This window comes from Rhodococcus oryzae (assembly GCF_005049235.1).
GTDB classification, from domain to species: Bacteria; Actinomycetota; Actinomycetes; order Mycobacteriales; family Mycobacteriaceae; genus Rhodococcus_G; species Rhodococcus_G oryzae.
Genome location: NZ_SUMD01000012.1, coordinates 137,655 through 157,186, shown reverse-complemented (window position 1 = coordinate 157,186; position 19,532 = coordinate 137,655). Strand labels below are relative to the sequence as shown.

The following is a 19,532-nucleotide window of genomic DNA, read 5'->3' as shown; positions in this document are numbered from 1 at the left end:
CACGACTCCCAGAACCGGCCCGCCGCCAACACCTTCCGCGCCGCCAACCGATTCTCCGCCCGACACGACCAGGCAACCTCGTCGAGAGCAGCGACGTCGGCCAGCAACGAGGCGACCTCCGCCTCGATACCGGACCTCACCCCGCCGACGCCACCGTTCTCGAACATACATTCGATCGTATTCCGGGGGTCCGACACAAGACAGGCGTTCGGCTCAGCGGAATGTGTCGGCGGCGGCCTGGACTCGCTCGAAGTGGGCGCGACGGAGTTCGGCGGTTCCGTGGGGCAGGTTGTCGTTGTCCTCGGTCATGCCTGCGGCGCCGTCGATCGTCTCCCGGACGATGTCGGCATGCCCGGCGTGCCGGGCAGTTTCGATGTTCATGTGCACCAGGATCTGGTGCAGGGTGACGTGCGGTTCGGGCCATCCTGGCACGGAGCCCGGCGAGTCCAGGTCGAGCGCCTCGAAGGTCTGCCCGGCATGCTCCCAGGATCGTCGGTAGAGGCCGTCCACGATGAAGCCCGTCGATTCATCGGGCGTGGCCCATAGGTCGGCATTCTCTCGGGCACCGGGTAGGTCCCACGGCAGCTCGATCGGGGCCGGGCGGCCGAGAACGTAACCGAAATAGCCGAATTCGCAGGCAGGCAGCCTATCGCTGGATCACGTCGCAAATGACGAACCGCCGACCGGGATCACCCGGTCGGCGGTTCGTCGGAGTGGCTCGGGTCAGCGTGCGGCGTTGCCCAGGTCGATAGGCATGTTGATGCCGGTGATGTGGTGCGCCTCGTCGGAGCAGAGGAAGGCGACGACGTTCGCCACGTCCTCGGGCTGGCTGAATCCGTCGGGCAGCGACGGGATGAAGGCGGGGGCGAGCGTCTCGGCGAAGCGCTCCATGAGCGGGAGCACGTCGGACATGACCATGCCGGTGGCGACACCGTAGGGGTGCACGCTGTTGACGCGGATCCTGTGCATGCCCAGCTCGTTGGCCATGGTCCGGGTCAGTCCGGCGATGCCGGCCTTGCTGGCGACGTAGTGGCCGAAGAACGGCGCGCCCTTGAGGCTCGAGACCGAGCTGGTGACGACGATGGACCCGCCTTCGCCCTGCTCGATCAGCTTCGGGATGGCGGCCTTGCAGGTGAAGAAGACGCCGGTCAGGTTGACGTCGATGGTCTCCTGCCACTGCTCCGGGGTGATCTCCCAGGACAGTGCCGCCGAACAGATGCCGGCATTGGCGACCACGTAGTCCAGGCGGCCGAAGGCCTCGACCCCGGCATCGAGCGCGGCGGTGACGGCGGCGAAGTCACGCACGTCGGCCTTGGTGGCGACGATCTTGCGGCCCTGCTCCTCGACCAGGCGGACGGTCTCTGCGAGGTCCTCCTCGGTGGCGCCCGCGTAGGGCGTCGAGTCGAAGTCGATGCACGCGTCGAGCGCGATGATGTCGGCGCCGCCCTGCGCGAACTTGACCGCCTCCGCCCGGCCCTGACCGCGCGCTGCGCCGGTGATGAATGCGACCTTGCCCTCGAACCGATTCGCCATTGCTGTGAGCCTCCCGCGTGCGGTGTGAACGTGTTACAGATCACGTTAGGCGAAATTCTGTCATCGTGTGCCGAATCGTCCCGGTCAGTGGACGGAGCGCTGGTCAGCCGCGGGCGAGCAGTGTGACCGGCAGTTGGTCGAGCAGCTCTTCGAGGGGAACCGTGCCGGTGAACACGTGCCCGTTCAGCCGGTCGGTCCAGGTGCCGGGCGGCAGCGCAACTGAGGTTCCGCGCCACCCCCGCTGGGACAGCGCGAGGCTGTGCCGGGTGGCCATCGCGATCACGTCCTCGCCGCGAAGGAACCCGACCAGATGGGCGGACGCCGCACCGTCGGCGGTCACCGGTGCGTAGGCGCCACCGACGAAGCTCGACGGGCGTTCGCGCCGCAGGCGCAGCGCCGCCCGGGTCACCGTCAGTTTCGCGACAGCATCGACGGCCGACACCGGACGCAGGTCGGCCGCCAGCCGCCGCCGCACGCCGAAGTCCACCGGCCGCCTGTTGTCCGGGTCGACCAGCGAGTCCTCCCACAATTCGGTGCCCTGATACACGTCCGGGATGCCCGGCCCGGCCAACTGCAGCAGCTTCTGCCCGAGGGAGTCGACCCGACCGTGGGGCGCGAGGGTTCGGACCAGATCCGACATCGACGCCGCAACCGGGCCGTCGATCACCTCGTCGATCCACGCGTGCACCCGCGACTCGAAGGCCGCGTCCACGCGCTCCCATGACGTCCGGATGCCGGATTCCCGCACGGCCTTCGTCGCGTACGCGTGCAGTCGCTCACGCACCGTCTCGTCCGGGCCACCGACGACCGGCCACACCCCGAACATCGACTGCCACAGGAACAGCCCGGTGGCGGGGTCCGGGCTCGGCGCGAGTTCCTCCCAGGCGCGCACCGAACGGGACCACAGTCCCGCCGCCTGCGACAGCACGCCGATCCGGGCCCGCACGTCCTCGCCGCGCTTGGTGTCGTGGGTGGAGAGGGTCGTCATCGCGGCCGGCCAGTCCCGCGCCCGCCGGGCCTGCGCGAGGTGGAACTGCGCGACCGTCACCCCGAACTTGCCCGGGTCGCCGCCCACCTCCTGCAGCGAGATCAACCGCGCGGTCCGGTAGAACAGGCGATCCTCGACGGCCTTGGCCATCGCCGCGCCGCACACCTGCTGCAGCCGCGCCGCCGCCTCGCCCTCCGCCCGAACCGCTGCGGACAGCGCCGACAACGCCCCGGCGAGCTCCGGATGCTCCTCGGACACAACGCCGATCGCATCGCCGAGCGCGCCGGACGTCGGGCCGTAGTCGGTGCGGTAGAAGGGGACCAGCGCGAGGGTCTCCACCACAGTCGAGGTCAGGGCCTCCGGGCCGATGTCGGTGCCGGAGTCGCGCCGCACCGCGCCGACCACGCGGCGGACCTCCGGGGCCAGGGCGCCGCGCAGCACCGCGCGCTTGAGTTCGTGCTCGGACCGCCGCAGCGATTCGGCGTCGCCGCGGTCGCCGGTGCACTGCAGGTGCAGGTCCGTCAGCTCCCGTTCGCCCGACTGGTCGAGGAACACCTCGGTCAGCTCGCCGAGCGCGTCGTAGCCGGTGGTGCCGTCCACCGGGAGCGCGAGGTCGAGGGGTTCGCCTGGGGCCAGGATCTTCTCGATCACCAGCCACCGGTCCGCACCGAGCAGCTCCCGCAGCCGGCGCAGGTAGCCGGCCGGGTCCGTGAGCCCGTCGGGGTGATCGATCCGGACCCCGTCGACGAGTCCGTCCGACACCCAGGTCCGGAGCTCGCGGTGGCTCGCCTCGAACACCGCCGGGTCCTCCTGGCGTAACGCGGCCAGCTCGTTGACGGTGAAGAACCGCCGGTAGCCGACACGGCCGCTGCGCCAGTCGACCAGCTCGTACGCCTGCCGCGAGTGCACCGTCGCCGCGTCGGCGCCATCGGTTCCCGGCGCGATCGGGAAGCGGTGGTCGTAATAGGCGAGCATCGGCTCCGGGCCGGTGCGGTCGACCGTGAGTGGTTCGTCGTCGCCGAGCACCGGCACCGCGAATCGTCCCTGTGCCCAGTCGATGTCGAAGAACGACGCGTACGCGGAGCGGGCTCCGTGCGTCTGCACGTCCCTCCACCAGCGGTTCTGCCTCGGGTCGGCCACCCCGACGTGGTTGGGCACCAGGTCCACGACCAGCCCCATGCCCCGGCCGCGCAGCTCGGACGCCAACGCCACCAGGGATTTCCGGCCCCCGAGCGCGGGTGACACCGACGTCGGGTCGATCACGTCGTAGCCGTGGGTCGACCCCGCGGCCGCGGTCAGGACGGGGGACAGGTACAGGTGGGAGACGCCGAGATCGTCGAGGTAGTCCGCCAACCGCCTGGCGTCGTCGAGGGTGAACGCGTCCCCGCGCAGCTGCAGCCGGTAGGTCCCGGTGATCGCGGGCACGGTCACGGAACCGAGCGCAGCACGACCACCGATCGCGGCGCCACCTTCGTCGTCCCGCCGCCGCCGACCACCGCGTCCACGAGCCCGGTGCCGGTGGCGGTGTCGAGCGCGACCGCCCAGTGCGCGCCGCCGCCGTCGTCGGGGACGGTGAACTCGAGCGCCTCGTCATGGGCGTTGAAACACAACAGGAACGAGTCGTCGACCACGCGCCTGCCGCGTTGATCGGGCTCCTGGATGCCCTCGCCGTCGAGGTACACCGCGAGCGAGCGGCCGAAGCCGCTACCCCAGTCCTCCGCGGTCATCTCCTCGCCCGCCGGTGTCAGCCAGGCGATGTCGCGGATCTGCTCGCCGGACCGGATCGGGCCGCCCTCGAGGAACCGCCTGCGGCGGAATACCGGATGCGCGGCCCGCAGCGCGATCACGTTGCGGGTGAACTCGACCAGGTCCGCGTTCGTCTCGGCCAGTGACCAGTCCATCCAGGCGAGCGGTGAATCCTGGCAGTACACATTGTTGTTGCCGCGTTGGGTCCGGCCCATCTCGTCGCCGTGCGCGAGCATCGGGGTGCCCTGGCTGAGCATCAGGGTGGCCAGCAGGTTGCGCTGCTGGCGGGCCCGCAACGAGAGGATCTCGGGGTCGTCTGTCGGGCCCTCCACCCCGCAGTTCCAGGATCGGTTGTGGCTCTCGCCGTCCTTGTTGTCCTCGCCGTTCGCCTGGTTGTGCTTCTCGTTGTAGGACACCAGGTCCGCGAGGGTGAAGCCGTCGTGCGCGGTGACGAAGTTGATGCTGGCACTCGGCCTGCGCCCGGTGGCCTCGTACAGGTCCGACGAGCCGGTCAGCCGGGAGGCGAACTCGCCGAGGGTCGACGGTTCGCCCCGCCAGTAGTCGCGGACGGTGTCGCGGTACTTGCCGTTCCACTCGGTCCACAGTCCAGGGAAGTTGCCCACCTGGTAGCCGCCCTCTCCGACGTCCCATGGCTCGGCGATCAGCTTGACCTGACTGACGATCGGGTCCTGCTGCACCAGGTCGAAGAACGCGGACAGCCGGTCCACGTCGTGCAGTTCCCGGGCGAGGGTGGACGCCAGGTCGAAGCGGAATCCGTCCACGTGCATCTCGGTCACCCAGTACCGCAGCGAATCCATGATCAGCTGCAGGGTGTGCGGGTGCCGGGCGTTGAGGCTGTTCCCGGTGCCCGTGTAGTCCATGTAGTGCGCGAGGTCGCCCTCGACCAGCCGGTAGTACGCGGCGTTGTCGATGCCGCGGAAGTTGATCGTCGGGCCCAGGTGGTTGCCCTCGGCGGTGTGGTTGTAGACCACGTCCAGGATCACCTCGATGCCCGCCTCGTGGAACGCCCGCACCATCGCCTTGAACTCGGTGACCGCACCGCCCGCCTTGGTGGATGCGGCGTAGTCGGCGTGCGGGGCCAGGAATCCGAAGGTGTTGTAGCCCCAGTAGTTACGCAGTCCGAGGTCGATCAGGGTCTGGTCGTGCATGAACTGGTGCACGGGCATCAACTCGATCGCGGTGACCCCGAGGCCGCGCAGGTGGTCGATGATCGCGGGATGCGCGAGGCCTGCGTAGGTGCCCCGGAGCTCCTCCGGCACAGCGGGATGGGTGGCCGTCATCCCCTTGACGTGCGCCTCGTAGATCAGCGTGTCGTGATACGGCCGACGGGGCGCACGATCGGACGCCCAGTCGAAGAACGGGTTGATCACCACGGTGGTCATGGTGTGTCCCAGCGAGTCCGAGCCGAACGTGTGGACCGCGGGATCGGCATCGAATCCGCCGTCGAACGCCTTGCCGTACGGGTCCAGCAGCAACTTGCTCGGGTCGCAGCGCTGCCCGGCGTCGGGATCGTGCGGGCCGTGGACGCGAAAGCCGTAGCGCTGTCCGGGTGCGATCGCGGGCAGGTAGGCGTGCCAGACGAAGCCGTCGACCTCCTCGAGCGGAACCCGGGTCTCGGTGCCATCCTTGCCGATCAGGCAGAGTTCGACCGCGTCGGCAACCTCGGAGAACAGCGAGAAGTTGGTCCCCGCGCCGTCGTAGGTCGCGCCGAGCGGATAGGCGCTGCCCGGCCACACCGCGATGGCCGGGCTCTCCGTGTGTGCCATGACTCGACCCTAGCCCGCGTCGGGGGAGCCCTCCTGTCGACGTCGCGGTCCCGCGGCAACGGGCCGCCCTCGATCGATATGTGCGATTCGCACAATTCATCCGTGCCTGTTTGGACATTCATGCCATACGACGTCGGGGGATTGTGCGATCTGCACACAATGTGCTCATGGGGTCGACTATCAGTCCGGGGTCCGCAGCGCGATGGATGCGGGAGTACGTGAGCTCGACATTCAGTCGCGCCGATTTCGAGGGGTTCATCGACCGGCTCGATTCGTCGATCTGCGCGGACGTTCCCGAGCTCGCGGCGGATGCGGAGCTGCAGCGCGACCTCAAGGTCGCGATCCGGAGCCAGTTCCGGGTATTCCTCGGCGCGGAGATCCCGGTCGACGGAGCCCGCGCGACGCTGATCGTCTCCGGTGAGTGCCACGCGCTCGCTCGGACCATCGCCCGCCGTGGCCTCGAACTCCGGGTGCTGTCCCAGTTCGACCACGCTTGCCATCGCGCCGTGCTCGGGTTCGCCACCGAGTTCGTCGCCCAGCAGGATCTGCCGAGCGACTTCGCGGTGGCGCTGATGACGATGATGTGGGAGCAGACCAGTGAGTTGATGAACACGATGCTCGAGGAGCTCAACACGACGTACACCCGCGAGCGGGAGAGCCTGCTGCGAGGTGCGTTCTCGCAGCGCATCGGCACCGTCCGGGAGATCCTGGACGGCACCACCGTCGACATCGCTCAGGCGTCCGCTCGGATGGCGTACCCGCTGCACCGGTCGCATTCCGCCCTGATCGTGTGGGCGGAGGACGCCGCGCCTGGATTCGACCCCGTCGCCGACCTGGAGCCGACCGTCCTGCGGCTGGCAAGGGCGGTGTCCGTCACCGACCTGCTCTGCGTGCCGTCCGGCGCCAGGGGGCTGTGGGCCTGGATGGTCGGCGGGGATCTGCTCGGTACCGATCCGCAGCATTCTGCGCTGGTCCCGGCGGGAGTCCGGATCGCGATCGGTGGCCCTGGCTCCGGGATCGACGGGTTCCGGAGCAGTCACCGCGAGGCGCAGGCCGCCCGGTCGATCGCCGAGAACGGTAGGCAACGCCGCACGTTCACCCGCTACCGCGACGTCGAGGTCGTGTCCCTGGTGTCGCAGGATCCTGCTGCCCGGTCCGCCCTCGTCGAACGTGAGCTGCGGGGCATGTTGGGCGACGACGCCGCCTCCGAACGCCTGCGTGACACCGTCCGCGCCGTCCTGTCCTGCTGGGGGAACCACGAGGCCGCGGCGCGGCGGCTGGGCGTGCACAAGAACACCGTTCGATATCGGATCCAGCGGGTCGAAGAGGTCCTCGGCCGGGACCTGGCGACGAACCGTCTGCCGCTGGAGCTGGCGCTGGAGTGCTTCGACACCTTCGGCCGGTGATCGCGGCCCCGGTGTGTGGGTCACACAAATCACGGTGACGGGCTTGGCGAAATCTGCCAAGCACTAGCCCTTTTCGCCGTGTGACGCTCGTCATGACACTCACCCGAGGACGAGGAGATTGCAGTGCGCACACCGAATATCCCGGACGGTTTCGACCTCACCGATCCCGCCGTGTACGAAGCCCGGCTGCCCGCCGAGGAGTTCGCGGACCTCCGCAGGACCGCGCCGGTCTGGTGGAGCCCCCAGTCGCCGGACAAGGGCGGCTTCGGTGACGGCGGGTACTGGGCCGTCACCAAGCACGCCGATGTCAAGGAGGTCTCGCGCAACGGCGCCGTCTTCTCCACCTGGCAGAACTCGGCGATCCCCAGGTTCGCCGATGACACCCCGCGCGAGACGATCGACATGCTGCGGAACCTGCTTCTCAACAAGGATGCGCCCGAGCACACCAAGCTCAGGAAGCTGATCTCCCGGGCGTTCACCCCGCGGTCGATCGCGGACCTGCGCCCGGCGTTGCAGGCGCGCGCGGAATCGATAGTGAAGCAGGCGGCGGCGGGCGGCACGGGAGACTTCGTGACGCAGGTGGCCGCCGAACTCCCACTGCAGGCAATCGCCGAGCTGATCGGCGTGCCGCAGGATGATCGCGGGAAGATCTTCGACTGGTCGAATCAGATGATGGGATACGACGATCCGGAGTTCGCGGCGGCGTCGGTCACCGCCACGACGGAGCTGTTGGGGTACTCGTACCTGATGGCGGAGCAGCGCAAGCAGTGTCCGGCGGGCGACCTGCTGACGACCCTCGTCGAGGCGGATGTGGATGGCGAGGCGCTCACCTCGGAGGAGTTCGGGTTCTTCGTGCTGATCCTGGCCGTCGCGGGGAACGAGACCACCCGCAATGCGATCACGCACGGGATCATGGCGTTCCTCGATCATCCGGACCAGTGGGAGTTGTACAAGCGGGAGCGGCCGGCGACCGCCGTCGACGAGATCATCCGTTGGGCGACACCGGTGACTGCGTTCCAGCGGACCGCACTCAGTGACACCCAGCTCGGCTGCCAGGAGATCGCGGCGGGGGACCGGGTGGTGATGTTCTACGCGTCGGCGAACTTCGATGAGGACGTCTTCGAGAACCCGATGGAATTCGACATCACCAGGGCCGAGAATCCGCACCTGAGCTTCGGCGGCACCGGCGCCCACTATTGCGTCGGCGCGAATCTGGCCCGCATGGAGGTGGGGCTCATGTTCGACGCGATCGCAGACCACATGCCGGACCTGAGCAGGATCGGCGATCCGCGTCGGCTGCGGTCCGGGTGGATCAACGGGATCAAGGAGCTCCAGGTCGACTACCGGGGTGGCTGCCCGGTCCAGCACGGGTAGCTCGCGGCGGCTCGCTAGGGTCCTGGTGTGTCCCGACCCCCGCTGACCGCAGATCAGATCTCCCGCATCGACGCCGAGCACCTCTGGCATCCGTACGGCGCGTTTCCGGCGTCCACCAGCGCGTTGGTGGTCGACAGTGCGAGCGGGGTCCGGCTGACGCTGGCCGACGGCACGGAACTGATCGACGGGATGAGCTCGTGGTGGTCGGCCGTGCACGGATACCGCCACCCGGTGCTCGACGCCGCCGCGACCGCCCAGCTCGGGCGGATGAGCCATGTCATGTTCGGCGGGCTCACCCACGAGCCTGCGGCCCGGCTGGCGGAGCTGCTCGTCGAGATCACCCCGGCGGGGCTGGACAAGGTGTTCCTGGCCGACTCGGGGTCGGTGTCCGTCGAGGTCGCCGTGAAGATGTGCCTGCAGTATCAGCGGGCGATCGGTCGGCCCGCGAAGAATCGGCTGCTGACCTGGCGCGGCGGCTACCACGGCGACACCTTCGCGCCGATGAGCGTGTGCGACCCCGATGGCGGCATGCACTCGCTGTGGACGGACGTGCTGACCCGGCAGGTGTTCGCACCGATCCCGCCGAGCGAGTTCGACCCGGCCTATGTCGCCGAGTTCGAGCGGATCCTGAACGAGCACCGGGACGAGCTGGCCGCGATCATCGTCGAACCCGTCGTGCAGGGCGCGGGCGGCATGCGTTTCCACGATCCGCGGTACCTCAGCGAGTTGCGTCGCCTCGCGGACGAACACGAGTTGCTCCTGGTGTTCGACGAGATCGCCACCGGCTTCGGCCGCACCGGGGCTCTGTTCGCGGCCGATCACGCCGGTGTCGCCCCCGACATCATGTGCGTGGGCAAGGCGTTGACCGGGGGATACATGACCCTCGCCGCCACGCTGTGCAGCACCGCGGTCGCGGCGACGATCAGCGCGGGGGAGGCAGGTGGGCTGATGCACGGCCCGACGTTCATGGGGAACCCGCTCGCCTGCGCGGTCGCCGTGGCGGCGGTCGAGCTGCTGCTCTCACGGGACTGGTGCGGTGAGGTGGCAGCGTTGGGCGCCGGGCTGGCGGCCGGGCTGGCACCTGCCCGGGACTTGCCAGGGGTGGCAGACGTGCGGGTACTCGGCGGGATCGGCGTGATCGAGATGGAGCGGCCGGTGGACATGCGGCTCACCACCGACGCGGCGGTGGCAGCGGGCGTGTGGCTGCGGCCGTTCGGAAAGCTGATCTACGCGATGCCGCCGTACATCTGTACCCCCGAGGAGGTCGCGGCGATCGCGGCGGGGATGGTGGCGGCGGCGCGGGCGACTGCCTGATGACTTGAACGCCGTTCAAGTGAGCGCGTATGGTGCGTCATCGTGGGTAACGATGACGCACTGAGCTGGCTGGACGACGTGGCGCAGCGGCGCCGCGACGCCGGGCTGCGGCGTGAGCTGCGGCCGCGCACGCCTGCCCCGGCGACAATCGACCTGGCCTCCAACGACTACCTCGGTCTGGTCCGGCACCCGGAGGTGATCGACGGCGCGATGGCGGCGCTGCGCCGCTGGGGCGCGGGCGCGACCGGATCGCGCCTGGTCACCGGGACCACCACCGAACACGAACTGCTCGAGCGGGAGCTGGCCGAGTTCGTCGGCGCCGAGTCAGGGCTGGTGTTCTCCTCGGGGTACGCGGCGAACCTAGGCGTGGTCACCGCGCTGTCCGGCAAGGGCTCTCTGATCGTCTCCGACGCGGGCAGCCACGCCTCGCTCGTCGACGCCTGTCGGCTGTCGAGGGCGCGGGTGCAGGTCAGCCCGCGCGGTGACGTGGACGCTGTCCGCGACGCGCTCGCGACCAGGACCGAGGAGCGCGCCCTGGTACTCACCGACTCGGTGTTCAGCGCCGACGGCGACCTGGCGCCGGTGCGCGCACTGCACCGGGTCTGCCGCGAATACGGTGCGGTGCTGTTGGTGGACGAGGCCCACGCGATTGGGGTGCGGGGCGACGGCGGGCGCGGGCTCGTGCACGAGGTCGGGTTGGCGGGGGAGCCGGATCTGGTGATCACCGCGACGCTGTCGAAGTCCCTGGCCAGCCAGGGCGGCGTGGTGCTCGGCGACGCCCGGATCCGCGCGCACCTGATCGACGCCGCCCGCGCCTTCATCTTCGACACCGGGCTCGCGCCCGCCGCGGTCGGTGCCGCGCGGGCCGCGCTCGGGGTGCTGCGCCGGGAGCCCGAACGGGCGACCGCGGTGCTCGACAGGGCCCGCGACCTGGCCCGGATCGCGGCGGCGGTGCCGCCCGTCGGCACGGCGGCGGTGCCGCCCGTCGGCACGGCCGTGGGCGAACCCGAGTCCGCGGTGGTCTCCGTGGTGCTCGGTGACGCTCAGCGGGCCTTCGACGCCGCCCAGGCCTGCCGCGAACGCGGACTGCACGTCGGCTGCTTTCGCCCGCCGTCGGTGCCGGAGGGCACCTCCCGGCTGCGCCTGACCGCGCGAGCGACCATCACGCCCGACGAGCTCGCCACCATCGAGACCGTTCTCACCGAGATCCTCGCCGGGGCGCCCGCGTGAGCGTGCTGCTCATCAGCGGTACCTCGACGGACGTCGGCAAGACCGTGGTGACCGCCGCGCTCGCCTCGGTCGCGCTGTCCGCCGGTCGCACGGTGGCCGTGTGCAAGCCGGCGCAGACCGGCGTCGGCGTCGGCGAGCCGGGGGATCTGGCCGAGGTGCAGCGGCTTTCGGGCGTGGACGAGGTGCTGGAGCTGGCCCGGTACCCGGAGCCGCTCGCCCCCGACACCGCCGCTCGCCGGGCGGGGATGCCCCAGCTGGAGTGTGCCGAGGTGGTGGCCGCGGCCCGTGCGCTCGACGCCACCCACGACCTGACCCTCGTCGAGGGCGCGGGCGGGCTGCTGGTTCGTCTCGGGGCGGACGGGTTCACGCTCGTCGACGTGGCGCGGGAGCTCGGTGCCCCGGTCCTCGTGGTCGCCGCGGCGGGACTCGGCACCCTGAACCACAGCGCCCTGACGGTGCGCGCGCTCGAATCCGCCGGGGTGCCCTGCGTGGGTCTGGTCATCGGGTCCTGGCCGTCGGAGCCGGATCTCGCCGCGCGGTGCAACCTCGAGGAACTCGCCGACCTGACCGGAGTGCCGCTGCTCGGGTTGGTCCCGGCCGGCTCGGCCGTGCTCGCGCGTGAGGCGTTCGCGGCCGCGGCGCCCGGGTGGTTCGGTCCGGCGGTCGCTCAGTGCTTGACGGGGCAGCCGCTTCCGTAGTCGACGTCGAACCGCTTGATCCCGTTGAGCCAGCCGGAGCGCAGGTGTTGCGGGTCGCCGAGGCGGGAGATGTCCGGTATCCGGTCGGCCAGTGCGTTGAAGATCAGGTCGATCTCGAGCAGGGCGAGGTTCGAGCCGAGGCAGAAATGTGCACCCGAGCCGCCGAAGCCCAGGTGCGGGTTGGGATCCCGGGTGATGTCGAACCTCGTCGGATTGTCGAACACGTCCTCGTCGAAGTTCCCGGAGGCGTAGAACATCGCGACCCGGTCGCCCTTGCGGATCTGCTGCCCGCCGAGCACCGTGTCGGCGGTCGCGGTCCGCTGGAACGCGGTCACCGGCGTCGCCCAGCGGACGATCTCGTCGGCGGTCGTTGCCGGCCGCTCGCGCTTGAACAACTCCCACTGGTCCGGGTTCTCCAGGAACGCGATCATCCCGTGGGTGATGGCGTTGCGGGTGGTCTCGTTGCCCGCCACCGTCAGCAGGATCACGAAGAACCCGAACTCCTCGGGGGTGAGCTCGTCGCCGTCGATATCGGCCTGGATCAGGGTCGTCACGATGTCTTCGGCCGGGCACTGACGGCGGGCGTCGGCCAATTGGTAGGCGTACCCGAGGATCTCCGCGGAGGCGGTCAGCGGGTCCGTGTCGTAGTCGGGGTCGTCGCCGCCGGTCATCTCGTTGGACCAGTCGAAGAGTTTGCGGCGGTCCTCCTGCGGCACGCCGATCAGTTCGGCGATGGCCTGCAATGGAAGCTCGCAGGCGACCTGCGAGACGAAGTCGCCGCTGCCCGCCGTCGCGGCGGACGCGACGATCTTCTCGGCGCGTTCCGCGAGGGTCGCGCGCAGGTTCGAGATCGCCCGTGGCGTGAACCCGCGGGCGACGAGTTTGCGCAGCGTGGTGTGCTCCGGTGCGTCCTTGTTCAGCATGATGAGCCGCTGCATCTCGACGTTCTCCGGCGTGATGTCGTCCTCGACCCGGACCATTGCGGTCTTCTCCCAGCTCGAAAAGAGCTCGGAGTTCCGCGAGATCTCCCGGATGTCGGCGTGCTTGGTCACCACCCAATAGCCCTCGTCGCGGTAGCCGCCGACGTCGGGCGGCTGCGGGTTCCACCACACAGGGCAGTGCGCACGGAGCGCGGCCAGCTGCGCGTGCGGCACGCCCGTCACGTACAGATCGGGATCGGTGAAATCGAATCCCGCGGGCAGGTCGAGTCCGGGGATCTGAGCCTGCGGAGCGGCTCGACGACCACGCTGCGACACCATGCGAACACCCTTCTGTCGGTCCGGCACGGCGCCCGATTCCGGAGCGGTTCCGACGAATTGCGCAGTCGGATGCGGGGTCGTGGCCATGCGCTTACCGTAGTGTGATAGCAATCACATCATCGGGTCTCGGAGGTTCGAATGTCCAACACCGAAATGATGGAGCTGCAGCGCACGATCGGGCACTTGCGGCAGTGCGTCGGTTCGCTCCGCACGGTCTACGGCGACGCGGCGGCCGTCCGCAGGCTGGCCAACGACGTGGAGCGTCTGGAGCTCGACGCGGGTGACCTCGACGAGTCGCCTCCCCGGATGGCGCACGGCGGGCAGCACGAGCGGGTGCCCGTGCCGGACACCCCATATGACCAGACGCTCTGGCTGGGCGCTGACGACGAGGGCGTAGGCGGTCATCCCCACGAGCGCCGGTGAGCGCGCCGGCCAAGGTGTCCGGTGGCGTCACCGGACCCTCGCGTGCGCGGATCTCCGCGCGCACCCTACGGACCGACCGATGGTGGCTGACCCCACTTCTGACGACGCTGGGGCTGGCCACCTTTGTCGTGTACGCGAGCATCCGGTCCTGGGTCCGCACCGCCTACTGGGTCGACCAATACCACTACCTGACCCCGTTCTACTCGCCGTGCCTGAGCGACTCGTGCGTGCCGGGGTCCAGCCATTTCGGTACGCCCATCGGAGAGCTGCCGATGTGGATACCACTCGGCTTCCTGGTGCTGCCGTTCCTGCTCGGCTTCCGGATCACCTGCTACTACTACCGCAAGGCCTACTACCGCTCGGTCTGGTTGGCGCCCGCCGCGTGTGCGGTCGCCGAGCCGCACGCGCGGTACACCGGCGAGACGCGGCTGCCGCTGATCCTGCAGAACTCGCACCGCTACTTCTTCTATGCGGCGCTGATCGTCTCGCTGATCAACACCTACGACGCGATCGCGGCCTTCCACGGCGAGAGCGGTGGGTTCGGCTTCGGCCTCGGGAACGTCATCCTGCTGGTGAACGTGATCCTGCTGTGGGCGTACACGCTGTCCTGCCACTCGTGCAGGCACATCACCGGTGGCCGGCTCAAGCACTTCTCGGCGCACCCGGTCCGGTATCGGCTCTGGACCCTGGTCGGCAGGCTCAACACCCGGCACATGCAGCTCGCCTGGACGACGCTCGCGACGCTGATGATCACGGACTTCTACATCATGCTCGTCGCCAGCGGCACCATCTCGGACCTGCGTTTCATTGATTGAGCTCAAGCACTGATCGATCCCAGCTCCAACCGAGATCAAAGGGGGACCGCCCGTGGCCGAGGTCGAACGGCACACCTACGACGTCGTCGTGATCGGCGCGGGAGGCGCGGGACTGCGCGCGGTCATCGAGGCCCGCGAACGCGGTCATTCGGTCGCGGTGGTCTGCAAATCGTTGTTCGGCAAGGCGCACACGGTGATGGCGGAGGGCGGCTGCGCGGCGGCCATGGGCAATGCCAACTCGAAGGACTCCTGGCAGGCGCACTACCGGGACACCATGCGCGGCGGCAAGTTCCTCAACAACTGGCGGATGGCCGAGCTGCACGCGCGCGAGGCGCCCGACCGGGTGTGGGAGCTGGAAAGCTATGGCGCGCTGTTCGATCGGACCGAGGACGGCCGGATCAGCCAGCGCAATTTCGGCGGCCACACCTATCCGCGGCTGGCGCACGTGGGGGATCGCACCGGCCTGGAGATCATCCGCACCATGCAGCAGAAGATCGTCGCCCTGCAGCAGGAGGACTTCGCCGAGACCGGCGACTACGAGGCCCGGATCAAGGTGTTCGCCGAATGCACCATCACCGAGCTCCTGCGAGAGGACGGCCGGATCGCGGGCGCGTTCGGCTACTGGCGCGAATCCGGGCGGTTCATCCTGTTCGACGCGCCCGCGATCGTGATGGCGACCGGTGGGATCGGCAAGTCCTTCAAGGTCACCTCGAACTCGTGGGAGTACACCGGCGACGGACACGCCCTGGCCCTGCGGGCGGGAGCGAACCTGATCAACATGGAGTTCGTGCAGTTCCACCCGACGGGGATGGTGTGGCCGCCGAGCGTGAAGGGGATCCTCGTGACCGAGGGCGTCCGCGGCGACGGTGGGGTGCTCAAGAACTCCGAGGGCGAGCGGTTCATGTTCTCCTACATCCCGCCGGTGTTCAAAGGCCAGTACGCCGAGACCGAGCAGGAGGCGGACGGCTGGCTCACCGATCCGGACAACAACCGCCGCACGCCCGACCTGCTGCCGCGCGACGAGGTGGCCAGGGCGATCAACTCGGAGGTCAAGGCCGGGCGGTCGACGCCGCACGGGGGCGTCTACCTCGACATCGCCTCCCGGATGCCCGCCGACGAGATCGTGCGTCGGCTGCCGTCCATGCACCACCAGTTCAAGGAGCTCGCCGACGTCGACATCACCAAGGAGCCGATGGAGGTCGGGCCGACCTGTCACTACGTGATGGGCGGCATCGAGGTGGACCCCGACAGCGGATCGTCCAGCCTCCCCGGCCTGTTCGCGGCGGGGGAGTGCTCGGGCGGCATGCACGGGTCGAACCGGCTCGGCGGGAACTCGCTGTCGGACCTGTTGGTCTTCGGTCGTCGTGCCGGCCTCGGGGCGTCGGACTACCTGGAGTCGCTCGAGCGCAGACCGGTGATCGACGAGGCCGACGTGACCGCGGCAGCGGCGATGGCGCTGGCACCGTTCGATCCGCCGGCTGAGGGCGAGGCTGCGGAGAACCCGTACACACTGCACACCGAGCTCCAGCAGACGATGAACGATCTCGTCGGCATCATCCGGACGGACGGCGAGATTCGGGAGGCGCTGGCGAAGCTGGAGGAGATCAGGCGGCGGATCCCCGGCGTCACTGTGGAGGGGCACCGGCAGTTCAACCCCGGCTGGCACCTCGCGGTGGACCTACGGAACATGCTGCTGGTCAGCGAGTGCGTCGCGAAGGCGGCCTTGATGCGGACCGAGAGCCGGGGCGGGCACACCAGGGACGACCACCCGGCGATGGACCCGGGGTGGCGAGGCACGTTGCTGGTGTGCAGCGTGGTCGGCGGCGCCGACACCGCGGCGGACACCGTGGTGCCCGATGTCACGGTCGCGCCCGAACCCCAGCAGCCGATGCGCGCGGACCTGTTGGCGCTCTTCGATCTCGGTGAACTGGCCAAGTACTACACCGACGCCGAACTCGCCGATCACCCGGACTCGGCCGGAATAGGAAGCGAGGGCCCGTCATGACTTACGACGCGAGCTTCAAGGTGTGGCGCGGGGACGTGGACGGCGGTGACCTGCAGGACTATTCGATACCGGTCAACGAGGGTGAGGTGGTCCTCGACATCATCCACCGCTTGCAGGCCACCCAGGCGCCGGATCTGGCTGTTCGCTGGAACTGCAAGGCGGGCAAGTGTGGATCGTGCTCGGCCGAGGTCAACGGCAGGCCGCGGCTGTTGTGCATGACCCGGATGTCCACGTTCACCGAGGACGAGGTCATCACCGTCACCCCGATGCGGACCTTCCCGGTGATCCGGGACCTGGTGACCGACGTGTCTTTCAACTACCAGAAGGCCAGGGAGATCCCGTCTTTCACGCCACCTCCGGGGCTGAAGCCGGGGGAGTACCGGATGAAGCAGGTGGATGTGGAGCGATCGCAGGAGTTCCGCAAATGCATCGAGTGCTTCCTGTGTCAGAACACCTGTCACGTGGTGCGCGACCACGAGGAGAACAAGCAAGCCTTCGCGGGACCGCGTTTCCTGATGCGGGTCGCCGAGCTGGAGATGCACCCGCTCGACGTCGCCGACCGGCGCGACGCCGCGCAGGACGAACAGGGACTGGGCCTGTGCAACATCACCAAGTGCTGCACCGAGGTGTGCCCGGAGAACATCCGCATCACAGACAACGCGTTGATCCCGATGAAGGAACGCGTCGTCGACCGGCGCTATGACCCGATCGTCTGGCTGGGCAACAAACTGTTCCGGCGCGGCGACAGCTGAACCCGGTCGGCGGACACCATGTTCGACGAGGGAAGGAAGCTCCGATGTCCAACGAGCCGGTTCTCGAGCGCGACGCCAAGGAGTTTGCGGACGCGACGGCGGCGCCGCCGTTCATCTACGAGCTGCCCGTGGCAGACGGCCGCACGAAATTCGACGAGGTGCAGGCCGGTGACACGGTCGCCCCGCCGGTCGAGATCGAGGACCGGGTGATCCCTGGCGGACCGTCGGGGGAGGTGCCGGTCCGCATCGTTCGGCCGAAGGGTGCGAGCGGGACGCTGCCCGTCATCCAGTACAACCACGGTGCGGGATGGGTCTTCGGCAACACGCACATCTATGACCGGCTCATCCGTGAGCTGGCGGTGGGCGCGAATGCGGCCCTGGTGTTCCCGAGCTACAGCCTCTCGCCCGAGGCGAAGTATCCGACGGCCATCGAGGAGATCTACGGCACCGCGAGTTGGATCGCGGAGCATGGCGCCGAAGCGGGTCTCGACGCGACCCGCTTCGCGGTGGCGGGTGACAGCGTGGGCGGCAACATGACCATCGCTCTCACCCTGATGGCGAAGGAGCGCGGCGGGCCCGACTTCCGCCAGCAGGTGCTCTTCTATCCGGTGACCGACGCAGGCCAGGACACGGAGTCGTACCGCCAGTTCGCGGACGGCTATTTCCTCACCGCGGGCGCGATGGCCTGGTTCTGGGACCAGTACACGGCCGATCCGGGCCAGCGCGCGGAGGTGCTGGCCTCGCCGCTGCGCGCCACCGAGGAGATGGTCGCGGGCCTGCCGCCTGCGTTGGTCATCAACGGGGAGGCCGACGTCCTGCGCGACGAGGGCGAGGCCTACGCCAACAAGCTGCGCGCCGCGGGCGTGGCGGTGACCGCGGTCCGGTTCCAGGGCATGATCCACGACTTCGTCATGCTCAACGCGCTGGCCGACACGCACGCCGCCCGCGCCGCGATGCTGCTCGCGACGACCACGCTGCACCGGGCGCTGCACGGGGACTGAGGGTCCCGGCGCGCGTGGGCTCATGGCGCTCGGAAGGCTTCGCGGACGAAGTCCGTCGCGTCGGGTAGCGACAACCGCATCGTCCCGAGGTGTCCGGCCGGGTAGGCCCGGAAGGTGAACCGTTCTCCATTGCCGGTCAGGTCCGCGACCAGTTTCAGGGTCAGCGGCGCCGGCACCACCTCGTCCAGCATGCCCTGCCCGATGAAGAACGGGCGGTCGTATCCGCGGGTCGGGATCTCCAGCATCTCGCGCAGCGCGGACAGGATCACCGGGTCGTCGAGTTGCCGGGAGAGCAACTCGCCGATCGAGATCCCTGCGAACGCCTCCGCCGCCTCGGGGTAGCAGAGCGATTCGGCCCGGTCCAGCACCTCGCGGCCGAGCGGGCTGAGGTAGCCGTCGACGTCGATATCGGGGCGCGTGGCCCGCAGCCCGGCCAGCATGTACGAGATGAACACCGTGGTGCCGGTCAGCGGGAGCTCCGGAAAGGCCGGGCCGCCGAGCGGGGCGAGGTTCTCGATGTTCGACGGCACTCCGAGGCCGACGGCACCCCGGTAGTCGAGCTCAGGGGCGTACGAGGTGGCAAGCGAGGCGGCGACCATCGCGGCCTGGCCGCCCTGAGACTGACCGAGCGCCACCCACTTCCGGGAGAGGGACGGGGCGATCTCGCGGGCGGCGCGGACCATGTCGATGAGGCTGTACGCCTCCGACCTGCCGTCGAGATACGGGTGGATCCCGGGGGTGCCCAGGCCCACGTAGTCGGTCGCGACCACGGCGTACCCCTGCGTGAGCCAGCGCGTCAGGTAGCCGCCGCCGAGGATTCCGGTGGCCGTCGGCGCGCAGTGATCTGCGAGCCCGATCGCGCCGTGCCCCCAGGACACCACCGGCCAGCCGCCCGGCGGGGCCTGGCCCTGCGGGATGAAGACCGCGCCGGTGCTCAGCGCCAGACTGCCGCCAGGGCCGGTGGACCGGTAGGTCACCAGGTGGGCGTCCGCCGCATCGGGGATCCAATACTCACGCACGAGTGGTCCCGACGAGACGACGGTGCCGGGCGGGCCGCTCGCGGGTTCCGCAAGGGCCGGGACGGCGGGGAGGGTGGCGACGACAAGGGCCGTCGCCAGCACGGTGGTCGCTGCGAGTCGCGCGAACATACACACAATTGTGAACCGAAGGCGTGGGTCTGAACCGGGTTTCGGGGGCGCAG

At 69.3% G+C, this 19,532-nt stretch carries 16 protein-coding genes; 10 read left to right on the top strand and 6 right to left on the bottom strand.

Annotation, left to right across the window (positions count from 1 at the left end; all coding sequences use genetic code 11):
* Nucleotides 1–213 precede the first annotated feature (213 nt).
* From FCG67_RS21755 to glgX, 4 genes are all read right to left on the bottom strand, one after another.
* Complete coding sequence (locus FCG67_RS21755) at nt 214–645, bottom strand: mycothiol transferase (RefSeq protein ID WP_136911709.1); 432 nt, start codon at nt 643–645, stop codon at nt 214–216.
* 78 nt (nt 646–723) lie between these two features.
* Complete coding sequence (locus FCG67_RS21750) at nt 724–1,533, bottom strand: mycofactocin-coupled SDR family oxidoreductase (protein ID WP_097214346.1); 810 nt, start codon at nt 1,531–1,533, stop codon at nt 724–726.
* A gap of 103 nt (nt 1,534–1,636) precedes the next feature.
* Nucleotides 1,637–3,946, bottom strand: a complete 2,310-nt coding sequence (gene treY / locus FCG67_RS21745; RefSeq protein ID WP_136911722.1) for a malto-oligosyltrehalose synthase — start codon at nt 3,944–3,946, stop codon at nt 1,637–1,639.
* 2 nt (nt 3,947–3,948) lie between these two features.
* A complete protein-coding gene (gene glgX, locus FCG67_RS21740) occupies nt 3,949–6,054 on the bottom strand; it encodes a glycogen debranching protein GlgX (RefSeq protein ID WP_136911708.1) in 2,106 nt (701 codons plus the stop codon).
* 218 nt (nt 6,055–6,272) lie between these two features.
* On the opposite strand from glgX, the gene FCG67_RS21735 reads away from it, so the two are divergent.
* The 5 genes from FCG67_RS21735 to bioD all read left to right on the top strand — a co-directional run bounded on the left by FCG67_RS21735 (nt 6,273) and on the right by bioD (nt 12,076).
* Nucleotides 6,273–7,460: a PucR family transcriptional regulator gene (locus FCG67_RS21735; protein WP_246045211.1), complete on the top strand. Its 1,188-nt coding sequence runs from the start codon at nt 6,273–6,275 to the stop codon at nt 7,458–7,460.
* A gap of 123 nt (nt 7,461–7,583) precedes the next feature.
* Nucleotides 7,584–8,834 (top strand): cytochrome P450, encoded by a 1,251-nt coding sequence (locus FCG67_RS21730; protein ID WP_136911706.1) that lies wholly within the window; start codon nt 7,584–7,586, stop codon nt 8,832–8,834.
* A 27-nt stretch (nt 8,835–8,861) separates the two neighbouring features.
* Nucleotides 8,862–10,148: an adenosylmethionine--8-amino-7-oxononanoate transaminase gene (locus FCG67_RS21725; RefSeq protein WP_136911705.1), complete on the top strand. Its 1,287-nt coding sequence runs from the start codon at nt 8,862–8,864 to the stop codon at nt 10,146–10,148.
* Nucleotides 10,149–10,190: 42 nt separating this feature from the next.
* Entirely contained in the window at nt 10,191–11,378 is a 1,188-nt protein-coding gene (locus FCG67_RS21720) for an 8-amino-7-oxononanoate synthase (protein WP_425467870.1), read from the top strand.
* Nucleotides 11,375–12,076 carry a dethiobiotin synthase gene (gene bioD, locus FCG67_RS21715; protein ID WP_136911703.1) on the top strand — a complete coding sequence of 234 codons (702 nt, stop codon included), beginning with the start codon at nt 11,375–11,377 and terminating at the stop codon, nt 12,074–12,076. Before FCG67_RS21720 ends, bioD begins: the two co-directional genes overlap by 4 nt.
* On the opposite strand, the gene FCG67_RS21710 is transcribed toward bioD, so the two are convergent.
* The gene (locus FCG67_RS21710; protein ID WP_169310590.1) at nt 12,046–13,335 is read right to left on the bottom strand and encodes a cytochrome P450; all 1,290 of its coding nucleotides are present in this window, start codon (nt 13,333–13,335) and stop codon (nt 12,046–12,048) included. The two genes, bioD and FCG67_RS21710, sit on opposite strands and share 31 nt — an antisense overlap.
* Nucleotides 13,336–13,473: 138 nt before the next feature.
* Between FCG67_RS21710 and FCG67_RS21705 the strand changes: the two genes are divergently transcribed.
* Genes FCG67_RS21705 through FCG67_RS21685 form a run of 5 tightly spaced genes read left to right on the top strand, consistent with a single transcriptional unit; the run spans nt 13,474 to nt 18,331 of the window.
* Entirely contained in the window at nt 13,474–13,758 is a 285-nt protein-coding gene (locus FCG67_RS21705; protein WP_136911702.1) for a hypothetical protein, read from the top strand.
* Complete coding sequence (locus tag FCG67_RS21700; protein WP_136911701.1) at nt 13,755–14,573, top strand: hypothetical protein; 819 nt, start codon at nt 13,755–13,757, stop codon at nt 14,571–14,573. Before FCG67_RS21705 ends, FCG67_RS21700 begins: the two co-directional genes overlap by 4 nt.
* Before the next feature lie 52 nt (nt 14,574–14,625).
* The gene (locus FCG67_RS21695; protein ID WP_136911700.1) at nt 14,626–16,578 is read left to right on the top strand and encodes a fumarate reductase/succinate dehydrogenase flavoprotein subunit; all 1,953 of its coding nucleotides are present in this window, start codon (nt 14,626–14,628) and stop codon (nt 16,576–16,578) included.
* Entirely contained in the window at nt 16,575–17,330 is a 756-nt protein-coding gene (locus FCG67_RS21690) for a succinate dehydrogenase/fumarate reductase iron-sulfur subunit (RefSeq protein ID WP_136911699.1), read from the top strand. Before FCG67_RS21695 ends, FCG67_RS21690 begins: the two co-directional genes overlap by 4 nt.
* A gap of 44 nt (nt 17,331–17,374) precedes the next feature.
* Nucleotides 17,375–18,331 carry an alpha/beta hydrolase gene (locus tag FCG67_RS21685; RefSeq protein ID WP_136911698.1) on the top strand — a complete coding sequence of 319 codons (957 nt, stop codon included), beginning with the start codon at nt 17,375–17,377 and terminating at the stop codon, nt 18,329–18,331.
* A gap of 20 nt (nt 18,332–18,351) precedes the next feature.
* Here the strand turns inward: FCG67_RS21685 and FCG67_RS21680 are convergent, their stop codons facing one another.
* Complete coding sequence (locus tag FCG67_RS21680; protein WP_136911697.1) at nt 18,352–19,479, bottom strand: lipase family protein; 1,128 nt, start codon at nt 19,477–19,479, stop codon at nt 18,352–18,354.
* Nucleotides 19,480–19,532: the final 53 nt, after the last annotated feature.

Excerpts from the sequence above, each read along its gene's own strand:
- FCG67_RS21705 (WP_136911702.1), top strand. The coding sequence starts at position 13,474 with ATGTCCAACACCGAAATGATGGAGCTGCAGCGCACGATCGGGCACTTG.
- FCG67_RS21685 (WP_136911698.1), top strand. The coding sequence starts at position 17,375 with ATGTCCAACGAGCCGGTTCTCGAGCGCGACGCCAAGGAGTTTGCGGAC.
- FCG67_RS21710 (WP_169310590.1), bottom strand. The coding sequence starts at position 13,335 with ATGGTGTCGCAGCGTGGTCGTCGAGCCGCTCCGCAGGCTCAGATCCCC.
- glgX (WP_136911708.1), bottom strand. The coding sequence starts at position 6,054 with ATGGCACACACGGAGAGCCCGGCCATCGCGGTGTGGCCGGGCAGCGCC.
- FCG67_RS21750 (WP_097214346.1), bottom strand. The coding sequence starts at position 1,533 with ATGGCGAATCGGTTCGAGGGCAAGGTCGCATTCATCACCGGCGCAGCG.
- FCG67_RS21690 (WP_136911699.1), top strand. The coding sequence starts at position 16,575 with ATGACTTACGACGCGAGCTTCAAGGTGTGGCGCGGGGACGTGGACGGC.
- FCG67_RS21680 (WP_136911697.1), bottom strand. The coding sequence starts at position 19,479 with ATGTTCGCGCGACTCGCAGCGACCACCGTGCTGGCGACGGCCCTTGTC.